This window comes from Pantoea rwandensis, from assembly GCF_002095475.1.
Taxonomy (GTDB): Bacteria; Pseudomonadota; Gammaproteobacteria; order Enterobacterales; family Enterobacteriaceae; genus Pantoea; species Pantoea rwandensis.
The window spans coordinates 777,981-795,309 of record NZ_MLFR01000001.1 but is presented as its reverse complement, the minus strand read 5'-3'; the positions used below and the strand labels follow the sequence as shown (position 1 = coordinate 795,309).

The following is a 17,329-nucleotide window of genomic DNA, read 5'->3' as shown; positions in this document are numbered from 1 at the left end:
ACCGGCTCCTGGCACAACGTCTCCGCCTCAGCGCTGCGGATAGCCCGTGGCAGCATCAGAGGCGCTGTGGCCTCAGACACGGTGCCCTTTGTAGCAGTAAAAACGCTATCTCCTGAGTCATCGCGTCCTTTTCCACAGCGTAAACGGATGTTAGCAAGCAGGCTGGGGCCGCTCTGGGGCTGGCATTTCGCAGCGCTGAACGGAATGAGGAAGCCAGGAGAGCCAGCATGGATGCTGGCGAAAGGTGCAGCCGGGACAGGGAAAGTCCCGTCTGCACCGGTCCGTCAGGCGGACGAGTGAAGTGAAGGTACCGCGTCAGCGGCGCGAGGACAGCCAGCCCCAGAGCGGCACCAGACTGCGTTATCATCACATGCTTAACTCACTAGCATCAGGCTGTGCCGCCTCATTTGATTCGTATCAGCCAATATCCAATCTTAACTGGCTTCCTAAAACCACATCGGCTTCTTGCAATGTGACGTCAAGACCTGCGGCCGGGGTAAAGGTCAACTCACCAAAAATAACTTTACCGTTGAGCAGGTAGAAATCAGCACGGACAAATTTAAAGTCTGAAGCTAATTTCATCGCATAACCTTTCATTTCCATAAAGCCATCAGGCATTTCTGGATACTGGTTATTATTAATTAACTCCAGGGTGTCTTCGAAAGGAAGAGGTTGCCAGTCCATATCAAAATAGTAAAATTTAGGCGTTCCCTTTTCTCTTCCAATGCAAACCATCACTGCGTATGGCTTGCCGTTAAAGCAGTAGAACTTGTAATCGTCAGGAAAACCGCCGCGTTCATTCTCAATGTATTTCTCACACAATATTTTTCTTTCTATTTTCTTATACTGCGGTTCAATGAATAGCGAAGAAAAATCTTGCCTGAGCCATTTTGCTAGCTGCAGGTTGGTTTTCTTGATATCTAAAGACGATTTATCATTGCAGATAATGTTGTAGCCTGCACCATGATTACATTTAAGCGCAAACTTTTCTGGCAGTGCAGCATAGTCAATATCTTGTGGGCTGTCGTATACACCGTAAAGCTCGTTCAGGGTTTCACCACAACCTTTAGATATAACATATTCTCTGACTTTATATTTGTCAGCACACAAGGTGTAAATGTCATTGCTGAATTCATTGAATTTCAGCCACTGAATCTTTTCATTAAATCGGGTAGGGTTGGTTAAATTTAACTTTTTCTTGAATTTAAAGTAATAGTGAGCTTTAGCGCTCAGTTTTGGAGAAATGTTAGCACTGATTTTTAACGCTGATTTCACTGTGTGTTTTATCATTTTCATTTAAATTATCTCGGTTTGAAAATGTTAAGATGCATTTTGACAATTGTCTTGTTTCTGAAAAAATAATTTAATAATGTGCAAGACAAAATCTCTACGATCAAAAAGCAATAAGCAGCGCCTTTAATCCCGAAGGTGTTAATCATTAACCAGGATAAAGGGACTGTTAAGATGCAGCATAAAACCATTTTTTTAGCCAGGTAGTTATACCCTGATTCTTTTATTATGTACCTGTAACAAATCGTTCCTAATGCAGAAAACATTGTCCCCATAATGATGATTGGGATAATATTCACTGACTCCATATATTTATCGCCGTACAGGAAATGGATAAAGTAATCACCCACAAGGTAGAAGCCACCTAAAGCGCCCAAGGATAAAATAATGACTAACCTATTGATTCTAGTTAGCAGTTCTTCTATGTTTGCTTGGTTTTTTTCACTGTATATTTTTGAGAAAAAGCTGGTTATTAATGCGATAACAATAAAAGACCACGCACCTCCTATGGTTAAAGATACACTATAAACACCTAACGTTGAGTAAGAGATTACATTAGCCAAGAAAATGCTGGATATTTGAGTATATATGTCAGTGGATAATCCAGATAAAATTAACGCACCTCCAGCATATAACATATATCGGTTGTATATTCCGCCACTCTTACTGACATCTTCAGTATTGGTTGTGCGCTTAAAGTAAACTAAACGCATAATGTAAGGTACTAAAGGAATGATAATGATAGGGATCGTAAAGCAGTAAACGGGCAATTTAAAGTATGAGATATAGAACCTGATCACAAGAGCAATAAGCAATCCAGTGATGTTGGTTATCGTGTTTATCTTTGACTTTAATTGTGTGTTGTTATAAATGGCAAAGAAGTCCATCACGATGTAGTAGGTGGCAATGCAATTCGCTACACCAAATAAGAAAACTGTCACATCAGTGTACAGATAAAGATAAGTTAAGATTGCACTGGATGAGAGTAAAAAAATTACACGGCGTTGGTTTCGCGTGTGCATTGCCATGGCAATGCCAGATTTTGTTTTCTCACTCATGCGCTTGAAGATGATGTTATCACCACCAAACCAAGATAGCGTTTGTACAAAAATAAAGAGTGATGTTGATATGTTTATTTTTCCAAAGTTCTCCGGGCCAATATACTTAGCCATAAGTGAGTTAATGTAAATTAACCCAATGATATTCACTGACTTTTCTAACATGATCCATATAGCGTTAGAGTACATTTCATATCTCGCATATGCATGATTTTGTTGGTGTTGTAATAGTTAACCTACGAGCTTTTATAATTTTCTTTTATTAAGTTATATGGATGTAAAACGTGTTCTTTAAGATGATTATTTTTCTTAATAACCATCCATCTACATTCACTGCTTCTTATAGTCATTTAATTTGGTTGGTATTGTGGCTGCTCATATTAAAATAGTGAAGGCTTTTTTAAATTAATCAGATTAATTGCATTTCTTTTTTAATCTTAGATCCAATTATTATTGATGGTTGAATTATTACGGTGAGATAAAGGCCAAGGTGGATACTGGTTCAACCCCCGTAGGTTGGGCAGATATCCATCGTCAGTAAAGTGGTGAACATACAAAGCCCTTGCCTATGCTGGCACTGGGTAAATGTTGGATTAACATCATGTAGAAAAGTGCAAATGTAATGAACATTATGTAAATATGCGTGCTAGATCTCTTTAAACACAACCCTCAATAACTTAAGTCAATTCGCTAAGATGATCTACAGCTAGAAGATCAGCATTCAGATCCAAAATCTCTAAATTTTTTCAGGCAGTTCAATACGTTCAACGCAAAGTGGTGTAGGCTTGGTCGCGCATTTTTGTTGGAAGGGTCTCGGTGCGTGAGGCAGGTTGGTACACCAAAAAGTACCAGTGATTTCATAAGGGTGTGAAATCTTGATTATTCTACAAGGAGTCATTTTGAATAAGTTCGAACGTTTTTCTCTTATTGCTGTTTTTCCTTTCTTGTTACTCAGTGGTTGTGCGCAAAATCAAACTAGCGCTCAACGACACGCTAATCATTTCATCATGGCAACAGCTGAAGATTCCTCCGGACCAAACTTCCGTCTGAATACTGCAGATTCAGCGCGTATGACTACGCCATTTTTTGAGCAATTCTGGCAGCAGGGAAAGAAGGATCGTGACGCTGGCTTAGCTAAAAAAGATATCGCGCAGCGTATGACGTATTTCCAGAGCGTTGAATTTACGAATGAGGTCCGAGGGAAATCTCGTTTTGCGGGATCAGATTACAACCAAGATAGTTCGATATCCCCCCTTTGGCGCAGGGAGATGTCTAATGCCGTTATTGAAACCTATATGGATGGATACAACGGAATCAAATAGTGCAGCTAGCGGAGAATGCCTTGTGGCACGCTCCGCTGAATAGACAGCGGAGAACCCTATCTTTGCTGCAATCTGCACCTGGCACATCCTTCCTGCAAGCGGTGATGTCATATCTTATCTAGCACACAGGCATGTTGAGCCAAGGTGAGCGAGCAAAAAAATGAATAGTCACTAGGCTAATAACCAACGCGCAGCCTCAGCTTTCATGCTTGTTTCAAGTTCACTTCCGCGAGTTGCAAACGTACGTCCGAGAGGGAATCCACTTTGCTCCAAAAGATAGGCAAGCGCGGCATATTCACGCGGATACTTCATTACAACCTCTTGTTCTATGGCTACAGGGCCGATCGGAAAGGTGAATGTACCCATATCGTAGACAGACTGGCGGTGGAACAATTTCCATACGCCATCCCTTTTTTCTGCCAGATCGTAGAAGCGGTTATGACATTCGCATCCAATGTTCAGTTTGACGTTCTCGGCAATAATTATCGCATTCGTTTCAAGAATAGCTCTGTCACCGCTGGCATTGAATTGAACTGCAGGGGAGGCGATGAGATGCTTTGTTCGTAAATCTGATGCGCCCATGCGCATCGAGCCATTTACAAACTCACTGGCCAATCCTTCGAACCAAGTAATCTCAATCGTACCATCTGGGTGAAACAAATCGCGCAACTTATCCCATTGCCCCAGATCGCGATGCATCCAACCATTCATCAAATCATTCAGTTCTTGACGATCTTGTAATCGGTTTTGCATTTTCTTCATTCCTATTAGGTCACAGCATTCAGTTTGGCGGTGAATACCGATAAACTCCAATATATAGATATTGCTAATTAATCATTTTTTATGATTGATGAGGTAGGGTATGGATTTACGTCATCTAAAGTATTTTCTCGCTGTTGCTGAAGAAAGACATTTTGGCCGTGCAGCACAACGACTTAACATCGTTCAACCTGCGTTGAGTATGCAAATTAAGGCACTGGAAGCTGAGTTAGGTGGGCCATTGTTGATTCGCACCAGTCGCAGTGTCGAACTGACCGAAGCCGGAAAGCTGCTGCAAGTTGAAGCAGTACGCACGCTTGAACAACTCGAAGCTACACGCCTGGCGGTAGGGCGTTCCGTTCGTGGTGAAACAGGAAGAGTACGCTTAGGATTTGCCGGTAATGCTGTCTTCAGCGGAAGACTAATGCAAGATATTCGGGCATTTCGAAAAGACTATCCGGACGCGGAATTGATTTGCCAAGAGCTGCCGCCACAGCTCCAAAAGGAGGCTATCGAGAAGGGAACGTTGGATATTGGTTATATGCCGGATTTCTATCCAGAACACGATCCAGCGCTAAAATATGAATCCATTGGAGAATGGGAGCGTGTGGTGGTGATGTCCAGTGAACATCCTCTTGCCGTTGAAAAGAACCTGACGATTGAAATGCTCTCCCACCAACCTTTGATTATGTACGCCATTAATGACGCGGATTCTCTACTGGACCGGCAATTACAAAGCTTGCTGGGAGATTCATTACATATTGGATGGCGTATCTCTAGCTCGTTGAGTGTTCTTGCTATGGCCGGTGCCGGATTGGGTATTGCATTGGTTCCGGCACCTTTGGCGAAAATGGCGCTACCGGGCGTCGTTTACCGTGGTCTGAATATGCCCGAACTATCAGCAAATCTGATGATGGTTAGTCGTAAAAATGAACCCAGTGCAACCGTGCTCGCTTATCTGAACCACACGCGAAAGCACGGTTTCTTTTCCAGCTGAATATTTTAATGGTGTCGAACAATCAGGCCGACACCTTGCCTCGCGGGTCATCAATGTGCTGTTTCGCCACGTCGTAACGAATACCCTCACGATTAAGGATGCGAACATGTTTCACCACGGTCGCCAGCGCTTTCAGGAATGTCTCTGAATGTTCGTGTCGCTCATAGGCTTCAATGTCCGCCCAGCCCTCTGACAGATGAAAAGCATCTTGATTCACCAGGTCTTGAGAGAAGGCATAAAACACACAGCCAGGCAGTTGCTGTGCTGCCTGCATTTCCGGTTTTACAGCATCGATGAAGGTTTGGCGGTCATCAGGGTGTACACGATAGTAAGCGCTGACGATGATTTCAGTCGGTTGGGTTTTATCATGATCGCCCGCAGAAGAAATGCGTGTATCAGCTGTGTTGATGCTCATTTTTTATCTCCAGTTATTTTATCGAATGAAAAAACCGCTTCAGGCTGACTGTTCGCCACTGAATGCACGCCATGCGGCGAGGGTATCCAGCGATTCCCGCAGCAGTTTGATTTTTCCCTCTTCAGCCACCAACCTTCCGGCATATGTCTGCTTGTATACCCGATCGGTGCCCGCCAGTTCGGCTTCCACGCTGTATTCGCCAAAGGCCTGTGTTGGGGTATCGATAAAAAACTGGATATTGCGGAAGCGGAAATCTGGAATTTTAACCAGCAATCCGGCGATAAAGCGTTCTATTTCAGCCGGCCCCTGCACTCTGTGAGGCAGGCCAAGCGTTTGCAGGTAGGGCAGTTCCAACACGCCATCTGCGGCAAAAAGGGCCGCGGCGGCTTTAGGATCCTGGATACTGTCCAGGTAGTTCTGGAGTAATTGAACGGCAGTTTCATGATACGAGTGCTCCTGTTTTCAGTACCAGACGAGTGTCGGCGGCGTGAAGCAACAATAATGAAACACAGGAGTAATCAAAACAGCAAAGAATGAAAACCATCATTTCATAAATGAAATGATTAAGGGACCATCTAGGCCAGCGCCATTCAGGTTCACTGAGATGCTTGGCAAAGAAGTCTGACAGCACCTTGACCTTCAACGGCCGGCTGCGCGAAGTGGGTGTGACAAAATAGAGCCCGCCTTGTGTCATTGACCACTCATCCAGCAGATGAATTAGGCGGCCATCTTTCAGATATTCTGCAGCCATAAATTCTGGCAGTTCCGCAATCCCCAGACCCGCCAGCAGGGGCGGCAGCAGGGCGTCAGAGTTGGTCACGCGCAACGGCCCGCTCGGGACAATATCTTCCTGTGCGCCGGAATCATGCGTGAAGCGCCATACCTGGCTTCTGGCACGATAGGCATAACTGAAGCACTGCCGGGAAGTGAGTTCACGCGGATGCTGCGGTACACCCTGTTCAGCGAGATACGCTGGTGAAGCCACCAAATATTGCGTCACGGCACACAGCCTGCGCGCCACCAGCGAAGAGTCCGGTAATGCGGCAATACGTAACGCGGCATCAAAGCCATCGGCGATCAGATCGACCGAGGCATCGGACAGATGCAGATCGACACTCAGCTCCGGGAACTGGCGGATAAGTTCTGGCATCAGCGGGGTTACCCAGCGTAAGCCAAACGACATGGGGACTGCTAAGCGCACCTGACCACGAGGCTGCACCGACAGTTCATGGGCTTCGCTTTCCACTTCTTCAGCCTGGCGATACATCTCTGACGCCTTCGCCGCCATGCTTTGACCAAACTCCGTTAACGCCAACTGGCGCGACGTCCGGTTAAACAGCCGACCGCCTAACCGCTCTTCCAGGCGCGCAACGGCACGTGACACGGTGGGCACGGAAACCCCCATCACCCTGGCTGCTGCCGCAAAAGAACCTTCCTCTGCCACTTTCGCAAACATCGCGAGTCCTTCGAAATCGGGGAATCTGTTCATTTCAAATCTGCAATGATGAGTTTCAAATCATTCTATTTTGAAAGTCGGCGCACGTCGATATGCTTATTCCATCGCGACAACAACCGCTGTCGTCAATGAGCTGATTCACTTATCACAGGAATATAAGACATGAAAACTCAACGTATCGCTTCAACGCTGTTTGCCTCTTCTCTGCTGTTGGGCGCTGCCAGCCTCTCTGCTCCGGCTTTCAGCGCTGACGCTGCACCGTTGGTCACCATATCAGGCGTTGACCACGCTGGTATCAACGTTCCTGATCTGGTTAAGGCCATCGCGTTTTTCCAGACCACCTTTGGCGCCAAGATTGAATCGGACATCACCCCCGGCGCTATCCCGGATGCGTGGAAAGCCGCGTTCAACTGGCATCAGTCCAGTGACCTCAAGCGTTTTGTCATGATGCGTATGCCTGATGGCACCGGAGTCGAGCTGTTCCAGTACAGCGGTGCGCAAATCGGCCATACACGTCCTCATCAGGATGATGATGCGGCGACGCATGTCGCCCTGAGAACGCAGGATGTGCCCGCCAGTTTTAAGGCGATTCAAAAGGCCGGACTGAAAACCCTGAATGAGCCAGTGACCAACGCCGACGGCACTCAGTGGTTTTATTTCCTGACGCCATGGGGCTCGCAGATTGAGCTGGTCGGCAAAGCGAAAGCAGCAAACTGACAGAGGACACAAACATGAAAAAGGTCTTCACCCAATCCCTGCTGCTGTCGGTACTGCTGGCCGGGTCACATAACGTATTAGCGGAGAACACAACCATGAACATCACAACGGCTCAACTCGCACCCGCAGGTTTGCAGCAACTGATCGATCGCCACTTTGCTATCTGGAATAACACCGATGCTGTTGAACGAGAGAAAGCATTTGCGGCGGTTTACTCATCTGACTTTTTCGTTGCCGATTATGACGGACTGAACGCAGGGGCGGACCGCGTGAATGCTGCCATCAGTAAAGTTCAGTCACAGCATCCAGGCTTTATCTTTACCCCGGCAGCTGTTGAGTGGAATCACGGCATTGCCCGTGTGACCTGGGGTTATGGCCCAAAAGACAATCCGTATTTGGTGCGGGGAGAAGACATCTTTACGGTCAGCGAGGGCACGTTGTCGAGCGCTCGGGTGTTTCTCAATAAATAACGCTGCTGCAGTAATTATTTGATTATCCACCCACGTGGAAAGTGTTTTCTGGATTTGTGCATTTTTTCGCAATGATCAATGACGTTACAGTGCTAACCGAACTCATCAGGCTGACTTTCACTGTAACCCGATGACTTTAAAAACTAATTCATACTTTGATTAAGGAGTTTCACCATGAGTAAAAAACTTTCAGGCAAAATCGCGTTAGTCACGGGCGGCAGCTCGGGTATTGGTCTGGCCTCAGCGCAGGAGCTGGCAGAGCAGGGCGCGAAAGTCTACATCACCGGCCGCCGTCAGGAAGAGCTTGATGCAGCAGTCGCCCTCATCGGGCCATCAGCCACAGGGATCCGCGCAGATGCCTCAGTTCTGGGCGATCTCGATACGGTATTTTCCACTATTGCGAGTGAATCAGGAAAGCTTGATGTGTTGTTCGCGAATGCAGGTGGTGGTGACATGATGCCGCTCGGCGCCATCACTGAAGAGCATTTTGACCGTATTTTTGGTACCAACGTGCGTGGCGTGCTGTTCACCGTACAGAAGGCGCTTCCGCTGTTGACCAAAGGTGCCTCCGTCATTCTTACTGGCTCGACCGCTGCGGTGAAAGGCACCGCCAGCTTCAGCGTTTACAGCGCAAGCAAGGCAGCCGTGCGTAGTCTTGCACGCTCCTGGGCGCTTGATCTGAAGGATCGTGGCGTCCGTGTCAATGTGGTGAGCCCGGGTCCTATCCGTACCCCAGGCCTGGGAGGTCTTGTACCGGAAGAGCACCGCCAGGGTTTGTTTGATGCACTCGCAGCCGGCGTTCCTTTAGGTCGTTTGGGTGAACCGGAAGAGATCGGTAAAACCGTGGCATTCCTGGCGTCTGATGATGCGAGCTTTATTAACGCTGCGGAAATATATGTGGACGGTGGCTTAGCACAGATTTAATTCACTACCTGACAGACCCTCTTAATTATTTAAAACCACGACGACATTATTATTCATTTTGTCGGTGGATAGCCTTGCGCCATGCATATCAGAACGATGAATAAATGTCGTTGTAAAAGACGATATTTATTCATTCGGGTATGACGTCAGGCCAGGAATAACCTGCACATCATCAACGGAGAAACAAAAAATGAGCTTTATTAGCACACCTGATACAACTCGTCTTTTTTATAAAGACTGGGGTGACAAAAATGCACAGCCGGTTATTTTCTCACACGGCTGGCCATTGAGTTCAGATGCCTGGGATGGTCAGATGCTTTTCCTGTTACAGCAAGGGTATCGTGTGATAGCGCTTGACCGTCGCGGTCATGGCCGCTCCGACCAGCCGTCTTACGGCAATGACATGGACACCTACGCTGACGATCTGGCAGTGCTGCTGAATGAGCTGGATATTAAAAATGCGATGCTGGTTGGACACTCGACCGGTGGTGGTGAAGTGGCGCACTACATCGGACGCCATGGCGAAGCTCGCGTAGCAAAAGTGGTGCTGGTTGGCGCGGTTCCGCCCATCATGATTTCATCGGCTGAGTGGCCTGAAGGCAGCGATATGGCGGTGTTCGATGGTATTCGCAAAGGTGTCTTTGATAATCGTTCGGACTTTTATCTCAACCTCGCTATCCCTTTCTACGGGATGAATCGCGAGGGGGTGGAGATCAACGAAGGCCTGCGCCTGAGCTTCTGGAATCAGGGTATGGCCGGTTCGATTGTCGGTCAGTACGCCTGTATTAGAGAGTTCTCGGAAGTGGATTACACCGAAGATCTGAGAAAACTCACTGTGCCAGCGCTGGTTATTCATGGTGATGATGATCAGATTGTCCCAATCGGTCACTCTGGGCTCTTATCTGCTGAGATTATCCCGCATGCCGAACTGAAAATTTATCCCGGCGCTTCTCATGGTCTGGCGGCAACCCATCAGGATCAACTTAACCAGGATTTGCTGGAATTTATTCAGTCGTAGGTCATCCGGGCCAGCCACCTCATTTGATTATGAGGTGGTCACGCTATTCAGTCTTTTTTTATCCTCACGCCGCATTTTCCTTTTCATTTTTATGAAATAAAGGCATGCATGCGTATGAAGTTATATCAATTAATTCCTTCCCTGTTGGCGCTGTTCTTTATCGCGGATGCTGAAGCACAGTATCACCCTCATCAGGTTGTTCAGTCGAGCGCTGCTGAATCCGCATTCATCCAGGACAATCAAACAGCGATGGACCGAATGATGACAGCCATGGAGGTCAAGCCATCTGGCAACATCGATGATGATTTTGTGGCGATGATGGCCCCGCACCATCAGGGGGCGATAGACATGGCCATCGCCGAACTTCGCTACGGCACCAATCCGCAGCTTCGCCGTATCGCGCAGGAAATTATTGTCACCCAGCAGCAGGAGATCACTGCCATGTATCAGGCACTGAATAAACCGCTGCCACCCGCGCAGGCGGCTCCCGACCAGATTGCGCCAGTAGAGGGTACAACACCCTGATAAATCTCACCAATTCTCCTTTTGACAGACCCCCACTGAACAGGATGATGCAATGAAAACGTTATTAAGGACCGGACTTGCTGTCGCTGTCGCGCTCTCTACTTTGTCCGCGATGGCAGGTCAGGCTCCCTTTGGTGCTGCAGCCGCCGAGATCCCCCTCAGCCACCATGACCGTGTGTATGCCGCGGAACAGTTCTCGAATACGGTCTCCGTCACCGATCCAGCCAGTAATAAGTTGCTCGGCGTTATCCGATTGGGCGATCCCCAGCCGGCAAACCTGAGTCCCCTGTATAAAGGCCAGGTGTTGGTACACGGCATGGGATTTTCACCGGATCGTAAAACGCTGGTTGTGGTCTCGATTGGCTCAAATTCGGTGAGCTTTATCGATACTGCGACGAACACCGTCAGGCATATCACCTACGTGGGACGTTCTCCGCACGAAGCGTTCTTTACGCCGGATGGAAAAGAAGTGTGGGTGACGGTCCGTGGTGAGGACTACGTTTCGGTACTTGATGCCAGCAGCGGTGAAGAGAAGACGCGCATTAAAGTGCCTGGTGGTCCGGGCATGCAAATCTTTTCGCCCGACGGGCAGTACGGTTACGTTTGTTCTTCGTTTAACCCGGATACCGTGGTGGTTGACGTCAGGACGCACAAAATTGTTGGATCGGTGAAACAGGCCAGCCCGTTCTGCCCTAACATCGCGGCATCGCCAGACGGTAAACAGGTGTGGTTTACCCTCAAGGACACGGGGAAAGTGCAGGTCTTTAACGCAAGACCGCCATTCAACATTATTAAAACGCTGGATACCGGCCCCATCACCAATCACGTCAACATCGTCGAAAACGCGAAAGGCAGTTTTGCCTGGGTCACGGTCGGTGGTCTGAACAGAGTCAACGTCTACCGCACTGATGACTTCTCACAGGTGGCTTCGATTCCGGTGGGAAATCTCCCGCACGGCCTGTGGCCATCTGGTGACGGGAAGCGTATTTACGTCGGTCTGGAGAATGCCGATGCGCTCACAGCCATTGATACGACAACTTATAAGGTGGTCGCTACCATCCCTATTGGGCAGGCGCCGCAAGCGGTTGCTTATGTGCCTGGTGCTGTGCCGCAAGGGGATGGAATGCAAGGCTTGCAGCCTCTGGGGATTGCCGGCCAGGCAGTGCATCTCCAGCTGAAAAGCGTGGGTGCCGCCAAAAACACGCAGCCGACGACAACAGTTTCACTGTTTGAACAAGGGATAACCCAGGTTCTTCAGGCATCCGCGACGGGTTTAGAACCCAAACAACCTTACCTGCTGGCATTGTCATCGCGAGCCGACGGCAGCGGTGAACTGGAACCCTTGACGCGCTTTATGACTAACCCTGCTGGTGCGGCCATTGTTAATGCAGTTGGACCGATACGGCAGATCGTAGATGCCCGACACGCGGATGAACGTCGCTACCTTGTGATTGCCAAAAGCGACGGCAGCGAGCAGAGGAGCGTCGTCCAGGTTCAGGCGCGCTGATACCGATTGGATATAGTCAATCAAGTCACTATGCGTCTGTATGACTGGACTTCTGGCTCACACTTACCCGCCTAAATGGCGGGTTTTTTTATGGATTAATAGGGCAAAAGTACATCTGAGTTTCATTCATATTTTTTGAATGTTTTCGATAAATCTCTTAGCTTTAAAACCCAGACTTGTAAGCGCATGATTAATCCATCGAGGCAGATAGCCTTTCAAACTAAATAAATCATTGAGGAACAGACCATGAAAAACATCAAAACTTTCGTTGCAGTTATCGCACTTTCAGTTGTTTCATTCGGTAGCTTTGCACAGAGCATCACCGCGTCAGCTTCAACTCTGGATGCTGCAGAAGCGCAGATTGCTGCTCAGGCACATCAGCAGGTGCTTCATACAAAATTATCAGCGCCCGTTTCAATAATGGTGCCTATATCTCTGCTGAATTGACCAAATAAGTCAGTGTCTTAATATGTGATTAAGGGCCGCCTAAAGCGGCCTTTGCTGATCTTTCAATAGATGAGTGATAGCAGCCAACGCGCTCTTGATATTTGAACAACCCCACCTTGCAACGTTCACTTCGATCGGGTGCTGAGACGTTTCCAGAAGCTTACCCAGTGCAGAGGTGCTGCGGAGGCAGGATCAACGCGCGCTGGGAAGCGGGCCGTTCAGTGATATCCAGTCGATAAAGGCCCTCATTGCCGGGGTGACCGCTTTCCCTGATGTCCAGCATAAATAGTATCCCGGAAACTCAGTCTCCCACTGCCCGAGGATTCGCGTTAGCTTGCCGGAAGCGAGTTGCGCTTCAACTCTCTCCGCTGTGACCTGTGCTATACCGATGCCCATGATGGCTGCCTGATACTGGCGCTCACGATCATCCACCACAAGATTACCCGTTAGCTGGACATTCCGAAGCTGCCCATTGCAGGTAAATTGCCAGGGAACGGGTGACAGGGTGCCGGGCCATCGCCAACCAATACAGTTGTGATGCACCAAATCTTCGGGTTTGGTGATTGTCTCGCGCTTTTCCAGGTAGGAAGGCGCCGCGACGACAATTTGATGCAAACGCCCCCCCGCCGGGACCGCGACGAGTCCCGGATCAAGTACCTCACCCAGTCTCAGGGATAAGTCATAACCGCCAGCGATCAGATCGGTGGGGGCATCATTGATCGACAGATCGAGATGCACATCGGGGAAGGCCGAAAGAAAGTCAGCAAGTTTTTTATCCAACAGCATCTCGGCTGCTGAGCGAAAAGCATGAATGCGCAGGTGACCTTGGATGAGCTGGCTTCTCGCGTGGGCTTGCGCCAAAGAATCTGCTAATCCCTGAAGCAAGGAAGAGGTCTGAGCGTAGAGTGATTTTCCCTCATCGGTAAGTTTCACCACACGGGTTGTTCGGGTAAACAGCCTGATTCCCAGGCGATCCTCAAGACCCATGATCTGCTGGCTTACCGCAGACGGAGAAATATCAAGCATCTCTGCCACTTCCCGGAAACTGAGCCTTTCCGCGACCAAGACAAAGGTGTTAAGTGCCAAATAATCTGCTCGGTTAAGTCTGCTGGGCATACTGTTTATTTTCACTAAGGAGTGTGTGAAGGAATGGCCTGATTATGCCACTAAACTAAATAATTATACTCTGGCAATCATCGAGTCCAGAGAGGAGGAGAGTGCAATGGCGATTGAAGTCAGTGAGAGTATTGAAGCGCGCTTGCGGGAAGTTGAAGATAAATTAGCGATTTACGAATTGATTGCATCCCATCCTCCCAGTGCAGACACAGGGCATGCGCAATATACGGCGCAGGTTTATAAAGAGGAGGGGATTTTCAATCGGGGAGTGGGTTTAGACGGGGCCACAGGTGCCAAAGCCATTGCTGATTTTATTTTACGGCCCGCTCACCGCGAAGCGATCCAAGGAGGGTTGGCGCATTTTACCGGACTGCCGCTGGTCAATTTGCAGGGGGATAGGGCTATTGTCACCTCGTATCTGCAGTTAATCCAACACGATAAAACGGGTAAACCGCGAGAGATGGCAAACCATGGTGTTTCCACCGGTTACCGCATCCACCGCGTAGTGGTCAATCGCTGGGAATTGGAACGCATCGCAGGGCAATGGAAAATAAGTGCACGAACTCTGCTGCCTGTGGATGGAAGCAAAGCCCCACTGGAACTGCTTAATGCAGGTTTGACAGAGATCCTTGCGCGTAACCGAATTGAATAGTGCGCCTTAATGACCGGCTTGCCCCGCGAGGAGCAAACCGGTCTTCGCTTAGCGATAGCGTGATGACAGGTGGGATGATTGTCCGCTGAAGGCCCCCAAAACCTGCGCTATTGGCTAATTTGTGACCGGAGCAAATTCACTCCTTTCTGTCGAACCAGCACTGCCAGCAGCAACATGCCTGAAAGTGCTAATATGCTAGCCAGCACAAAAGCGGTGTGATAGCCGCCACCATACTGGATCAGAAAACCGGTGATGCTAGGGGATAAAATCCCGGCCAGGTTTGCCAGCAGGTGTACAAAGCCACCTGCTGTTCCTATGCGCCCGGCGGGGACAATATCCTGCAGCAGAGACCAGCATGCCTGCGGAGTCATATATGCAAAGACGCTTGCCAAGGTGATAAATGTCACGGCGGAGGTGACACTTTGACTCCATGCAGTGAGCAGCACGCACAGTGCCGCCACGGCAAGGCCGACGAAAATCACCAGTTTGCGTGACAACAGGAAATCCTGCGTGCGGCGGAACAGCATGTCAGAGATGATGCCTCCCCCCAGAAAACCGACGGTAGCGCCTAACCACGGCAGCACACCGATAATACTCATGCTTTTGATATCCAGATGCTGGAAGTCGGTCAGATAGCTCGGCAGCCATGACAGGAAGAAGAACTGGATATAGTTGAAGCAGAAAAATGCACTGGCAACGCCCAGTACAGGCAGAGAAAACACGTAATGCCACAGGCTGTGGCTGTCCTGTTGTGGCTGGTTCAGGGTATTGCCGGCCGGTCGTCGTTGCACGATGTACTGGCTCTCTTCAGCACTTACACGCGGGTGTTGTTCTGGCTTGTCTCTGAACAGCAACAGCCAGCAGGCAACCCAGATGAATCCAAGTGCAGCAATAACAATGAAAGCAATACGCCAGCCAAATTGCAGACCGACCAGACCGACAATCGGCGCTGCAATGGCGGCTCCAAGAGGTTGGCCTGCGTTGGTGAAGCCTACCGCCCGTCCAACTTCATTGCGCGGGAACCAGTTGGCAATGGATTTGTTGGTGGTGGTGCCCATAGGGCCTTCGCCCACGCCAAACAGCATGCGAACGATGAGAAGGTGAGTGAACCCTGTCACCAGTGCTGTGGCACCGCAAAACAGCGACCAAATACTGGCCGCCCAGGAATATACGCGACGAGGCCCGAAGCGGTCAGCCGCCCAGCCGCCAATAAAGCAAAACAGGCAATAGCCAATAAAGAAACAACTGAACAAAATACCCATCTGTGCATCGTTGATGCTCAAATCCTTCTTCACCAACGGCGCCATGACGGAAAGTGCTGCCCGGTCAAGATAGTTAAGGATGCCCGCAAAAAACAGCAACAGCGCAATGACATTACGGTAGTTTTTAAACATGGTTTTTCACTCCCTGCGAATCAATACGCGTCCATGAAAGGCGATAATCCCTGAGAACGGCGGGATCAGGCTCATATCCCAATCCTGGGGCATCGTTCAGGTTGAAGCGTACGCTTTGTGGCAGTGATGGATACAATTGCGCTTCGAACGTAATCCAGGGGATTTCCATTTTGATATCATCTGGCAATGTGGCAACCAGATGCGCAGTGGCCAACATCCCCGCGCCGAAGTAGAAGCAGTGCGGTACGACTTTCACACGGTATTGACGTGCCAGTTCGAATACGCGCAGTGCAGCGGTGATGCCGCCAACTTTGGCAACACTGGGCTGTGCAATATCCACGGCACCACTTTCAAACAAATTCACAAATCCAAAATCGCCGTCCACATTTTCACCAGCGGCAAGGGGTACGCCGTTTTCACGCAGCTGAGATAGCCCCAGAAAGTCATCTGGCGGCCATATAGGCTCTTCAAGCCAGCCCAACTGCAGTGGTCGCAGTTCACTGGCGATGGCATTCGCCTGTTCGCGTGACCACGGGCAGTTGACATCGACCATCAGGTCCACGTTTGGCGGCAAAGCATCACGTGCAGCGGCAATTGCATCAGGATGCGTTTCATGAAGTTTGAGCGCACGATAACCTTCTGCATGCGCACGCTGAACCTGAGCGGCGACTTCCTTTGCGTCATTACCGTAGCTCACCAGGCTGGCATAGCGTTCAATCTGGTTATGGGCTGCCCCCATTAGTTGCCATAGAGGCTTCTGTTGCTGCTTACCTAACAGATCCCACAGCGCAATATCGAGTGCGGACAGCGCATAACGGACTGGCCCACTGCGGCCAAAGGCATGCAGTGCCTGCTCAGCAGATTGCATCAACTCCGCAATCTGCTGCTGGCTTGTCGGTATAGTCCGCTGAAGGAAGAAAGGAGAAACCAGATTGATCAGCGACTGTTCGGTGACCGGATTGGACAAATGTCCAAATGCTTCCCCCCAGCCTTCAATACCGTCTTCGGTAATGACCTTAACCAGCAGCGTTTCCATGCGCTTGAGTGATGGAGATGCCGCGTTATAGGTGGTTTCTTGCGCATCGGGCTGGCGCCTATGCGCATCAAACGGGATGGCGATACGTGTAATTTCGATAGCGGTAATTTTCATGCCATAAACCTCATAGGGGTAACGCCCGGCAGTTTTTATAGGGAGTGCCGTGGCTAAGAGGAGGTAAACCATTAATAAGTATAAAAAGGCAATCAGGCATGAAGCATCGGGC

19 protein-coding genes and 1 pseudogene are annotated in these 17,329 nt (G+C 49.2%); 11 read left to right on the top strand and 9 right to left on the bottom strand.

Going from position 1 to position 17,329, the window contains the following annotated elements; translation table 11 throughout:
- On the top strand, positions 1-300 hold a 300-nt coding region (locus HA51_RS27280; RefSeq protein ID WP_211282894.1), incomplete at its 5' end, for a hypothetical protein.
- Positions 301-417: 117 nt separating this feature from the next.
- Here HA51_RS27280 and HA51_RS03760 read toward each other — a convergent pair.
- Positions 418-1,296: an ATP-grasp fold amidoligase family protein gene (locus HA51_RS03760; protein ID WP_084931993.1), complete on the bottom strand. Its 879-nt coding sequence runs from the start codon at positions 1,294-1,296 to the stop codon at positions 418-420.
- 5 nt (positions 1,297-1,301) lie between these two features.
- Positions 1,302-2,462 carry an oligosaccharide flippase family protein gene (locus HA51_RS03755; RefSeq protein WP_245840139.1) on the bottom strand — a complete coding sequence of 387 codons (1,161 nt, stop codon included), beginning with the start codon at positions 2,460-2,462 and terminating at the stop codon, positions 1,302-1,304.
- Positions 2,463-3,247: 785 nt separating this feature from the next.
- On the opposite strand from HA51_RS03755, the gene HA51_RS03750 reads away from it, so the two are divergent.
- Positions 3,248-3,670, top strand: coding sequence for an Exc2 family lipoprotein (locus tag HA51_RS03750; RefSeq protein WP_084931988.1), 423 nt, complete (start codon positions 3,248-3,250; stop codon positions 3,668-3,670).
- 171 nt (positions 3,671-3,841) lie between these two features.
- Here HA51_RS03750 and HA51_RS03745 read toward each other — a convergent pair whose 3' ends face one another.
- Complete coding sequence (locus tag HA51_RS03745) at positions 3,842-4,423, bottom strand: nuclear transport factor 2 family protein (protein ID WP_084931987.1); 582 nt, start codon at positions 4,421-4,423, stop codon at positions 3,842-3,844.
- A gap of 109 nt (positions 4,424-4,532) precedes the next feature.
- Between HA51_RS03745 and HA51_RS03740 the strand changes: the two genes are divergently transcribed.
- Complete coding sequence (locus HA51_RS03740; RefSeq protein WP_084931984.1) at positions 4,533-5,426, top strand: LysR substrate-binding domain-containing protein; 894 nt, start codon at positions 4,533-4,535, stop codon at positions 5,424-5,426.
- 22 nt (positions 5,427-5,448) lie between these two features.
- On the opposite strand, the gene HA51_RS03735 is transcribed toward HA51_RS03740, so the two are convergent.
- From HA51_RS03735 to HA51_RS03725, 3 genes are all read right to left on the bottom strand, one after another.
- Positions 5,449-5,841, bottom strand: coding sequence for a putative quinol monooxygenase (locus HA51_RS03735; RefSeq protein ID WP_084931982.1), 393 nt, complete (start codon positions 5,839-5,841; stop codon positions 5,449-5,451).
- 39 nt (positions 5,842-5,880) lie between these two features.
- A complete protein-coding gene (locus tag HA51_RS03730; RefSeq protein WP_245840138.1) occupies positions 5,881-6,198 on the bottom strand; it encodes a nuclear transport factor 2 family protein in 318 nt (105 codons plus the stop codon).
- Between the two features lie 82 nt (positions 6,199-6,280).
- On the bottom strand, positions 6,281-7,297 hold the full coding sequence (locus HA51_RS03725) for a LysR family transcriptional regulator (RefSeq protein WP_245840137.1): 1,017 nt from the start codon (positions 7,295-7,297) through the stop codon (positions 6,281-6,283).
- A 162-nt stretch (positions 7,298-7,459) separates the two neighbouring features.
- Here HA51_RS03725 and HA51_RS03720 point away from each other — a divergent pair, with 162 nt between their 5' ends.
- The 7 genes and pseudogenes from HA51_RS03720 to HA51_RS03690 all read left to right on the top strand — a co-directional run bounded on the left by HA51_RS03720 (position 7,460) and on the right by HA51_RS03690 (position 12,913).
- Positions 7,460-8,014 carry a VOC family protein gene (locus HA51_RS03720; RefSeq protein ID WP_084931978.1) on the top strand — a complete coding sequence of 185 codons (555 nt, stop codon included), beginning with the start codon at positions 7,460-7,462 and terminating at the stop codon, positions 8,012-8,014.
- 14 nt (positions 8,015-8,028) lie between these two features.
- Positions 8,029-8,484: a 4-hydroxythreonine-4-phosphate dehydrogenase gene (locus tag HA51_RS03715; protein ID WP_084931976.1), complete on the top strand. Its 456-nt coding sequence runs from the start codon at positions 8,029-8,031 to the stop codon at positions 8,482-8,484.
- Between the two features lie 174 nt (positions 8,485-8,658).
- Complete coding sequence (locus HA51_RS03710) at positions 8,659-9,408, top strand: SDR family NAD(P)-dependent oxidoreductase (RefSeq protein ID WP_084931973.1); 750 nt, start codon at positions 8,659-8,661, stop codon at positions 9,406-9,408.
- A gap of 190 nt (positions 9,409-9,598) precedes the next feature.
- A complete protein-coding gene (locus tag HA51_RS03705; RefSeq protein WP_084931971.1) occupies positions 9,599-10,426 on the top strand; it encodes an alpha/beta fold hydrolase in 828 nt (275 codons plus the stop codon).
- Between the two features lie 114 nt (positions 10,427-10,540).
- Positions 10,541-10,951, top strand: coding sequence for a DUF305 domain-containing protein (locus HA51_RS03700; protein ID WP_084931969.1), 411 nt, complete (start codon positions 10,541-10,543; stop codon positions 10,949-10,951).
- 52 nt (positions 10,952-11,003) lie between these two features.
- Complete coding sequence (locus HA51_RS03695; RefSeq protein ID WP_084931967.1) at positions 11,004-12,458, top strand: YncE family protein; 1,455 nt, start codon at positions 11,004-11,006, stop codon at positions 12,456-12,458.
- A gap of 246 nt (positions 12,459-12,704) precedes the next feature.
- A pseudogene (locus tag HA51_RS03690) lies at positions 12,705-12,913 on the top strand (YdgH/BhsA/McbA-like domain containing protein).
- A 184-nt stretch (positions 12,914-13,097) separates the two neighbouring features.
- Here HA51_RS03690 and HA51_RS03685 read toward each other — a convergent pair.
- Positions 13,098-13,991, bottom strand: a complete 894-nt coding sequence (locus HA51_RS03685; RefSeq protein WP_158087351.1) for a LysR family transcriptional regulator — start codon at positions 13,989-13,991, stop codon at positions 13,098-13,100.
- A gap of 136 nt (positions 13,992-14,127) precedes the next feature.
- Here HA51_RS03685 and HA51_RS03680 point away from each other — a divergent pair, with 136 nt between their 5' ends.
- On the top strand, positions 14,128-14,673 hold the full coding sequence (locus tag HA51_RS03680; RefSeq protein WP_084931963.1) for a nuclear transport factor 2 family protein: 546 nt from the start codon (positions 14,128-14,130) through the stop codon (positions 14,671-14,673).
- A 107-nt stretch (positions 14,674-14,780) separates the two neighbouring features.
- Here the strand turns inward: HA51_RS03680 and HA51_RS03675 are convergent, their stop codons facing one another.
- Both HA51_RS03675 and HA51_RS03670 read right to left on the bottom strand, forming a co-directional pair.
- Positions 14,781-16,067, bottom strand: a complete 1,287-nt coding sequence (locus HA51_RS03675) for an MFS transporter (RefSeq protein ID WP_084931961.1) — start codon at positions 16,065-16,067, stop codon at positions 14,781-14,783.
- Positions 16,060-17,217 carry a mandelate racemase/muconate lactonizing enzyme family protein gene (locus tag HA51_RS03670; RefSeq protein ID WP_084931958.1) on the bottom strand — a complete coding sequence of 386 codons (1,158 nt, stop codon included), beginning with the start codon at positions 17,215-17,217 and terminating at the stop codon, positions 16,060-16,062. The genes HA51_RS03675 and HA51_RS03670 overlap by 8 nt, the downstream gene beginning before the upstream one ends.
- Between the last annotated feature and the right edge of the window lie 112 nt (positions 17,218-17,329).

What these genes read in the sequence shown, in the direction of transcription:
- HA51_RS03760 (WP_084931993.1), bottom strand. Translation starts at nt 1,296, where the DNA reads ATGAAAATGATAAAACACACAGTGAAATCAGCGTTAAAAATCAGTGCT.
- HA51_RS03755 (WP_245840139.1), bottom strand. Translation starts at nt 2,462, where the DNA reads ATGGCTAAGTATATTGGCCCGGAGAACTTTGGAAAAATAAACATATCA.
- HA51_RS03745 (WP_084931987.1), bottom strand. Translation starts at nt 4,423, where the DNA reads ATGCAAAACCGATTACAAGATCGTCAAGAACTGAATGATTTGATGAAT.
- HA51_RS03740 (WP_084931984.1), top strand. Translation starts at nt 4,533, where the DNA reads ATGGATTTACGTCATCTAAAGTATTTTCTCGCTGTTGCTGAAGAAAGA.
- HA51_RS03735 (WP_084931982.1), bottom strand. Translation starts at nt 5,841, where the DNA reads ATGAGCATCAACACAGCTGATACACGCATTTCTTCTGCGGGCGATCAT.
- HA51_RS03725 (WP_245840137.1), bottom strand. Translation starts at nt 7,297, where the DNA reads ATGTTTGCGAAAGTGGCAGAGGAAGGTTCTTTTGCGGCAGCAGCCAGG.
- HA51_RS03720 (WP_084931978.1), top strand. Translation starts at nt 7,460, where the DNA reads ATGAAAACTCAACGTATCGCTTCAACGCTGTTTGCCTCTTCTCTGCTG.
- HA51_RS03715 (WP_084931976.1), top strand. Translation starts at nt 8,029, where the DNA reads ATGAAAAAGGTCTTCACCCAATCCCTGCTGCTGTCGGTACTGCTGGCC.
- HA51_RS03710 (WP_084931973.1), top strand. Translation starts at nt 8,659, where the DNA reads ATGAGTAAAAAACTTTCAGGCAAAATCGCGTTAGTCACGGGCGGCAGC.
- HA51_RS03705 (WP_084931971.1), top strand. Translation starts at nt 9,599, where the DNA reads ATGAGCTTTATTAGCACACCTGATACAACTCGTCTTTTTTATAAAGAC.
- HA51_RS03700 (WP_084931969.1), top strand. Translation starts at nt 10,541, where the DNA reads ATGAAGTTATATCAATTAATTCCTTCCCTGTTGGCGCTGTTCTTTATC.
- HA51_RS03695 (WP_084931967.1), top strand. Translation starts at nt 11,004, where the DNA reads ATGAAAACGTTATTAAGGACCGGACTTGCTGTCGCTGTCGCGCTCTCT.
- HA51_RS03680 (WP_084931963.1), top strand. Translation starts at nt 14,128, where the DNA reads ATGGCGATTGAAGTCAGTGAGAGTATTGAAGCGCGCTTGCGGGAAGTT.
- HA51_RS03675 (WP_084931961.1), bottom strand. Translation starts at nt 16,067, where the DNA reads ATGTTTAAAAACTACCGTAATGTCATTGCGCTGTTGCTGTTTTTTGCG.
- HA51_RS03670 (WP_084931958.1), bottom strand. Translation starts at nt 17,217, where the DNA reads ATGAAAATTACCGCTATCGAAATTACACGTATCGCCATCCCGTTTGAT.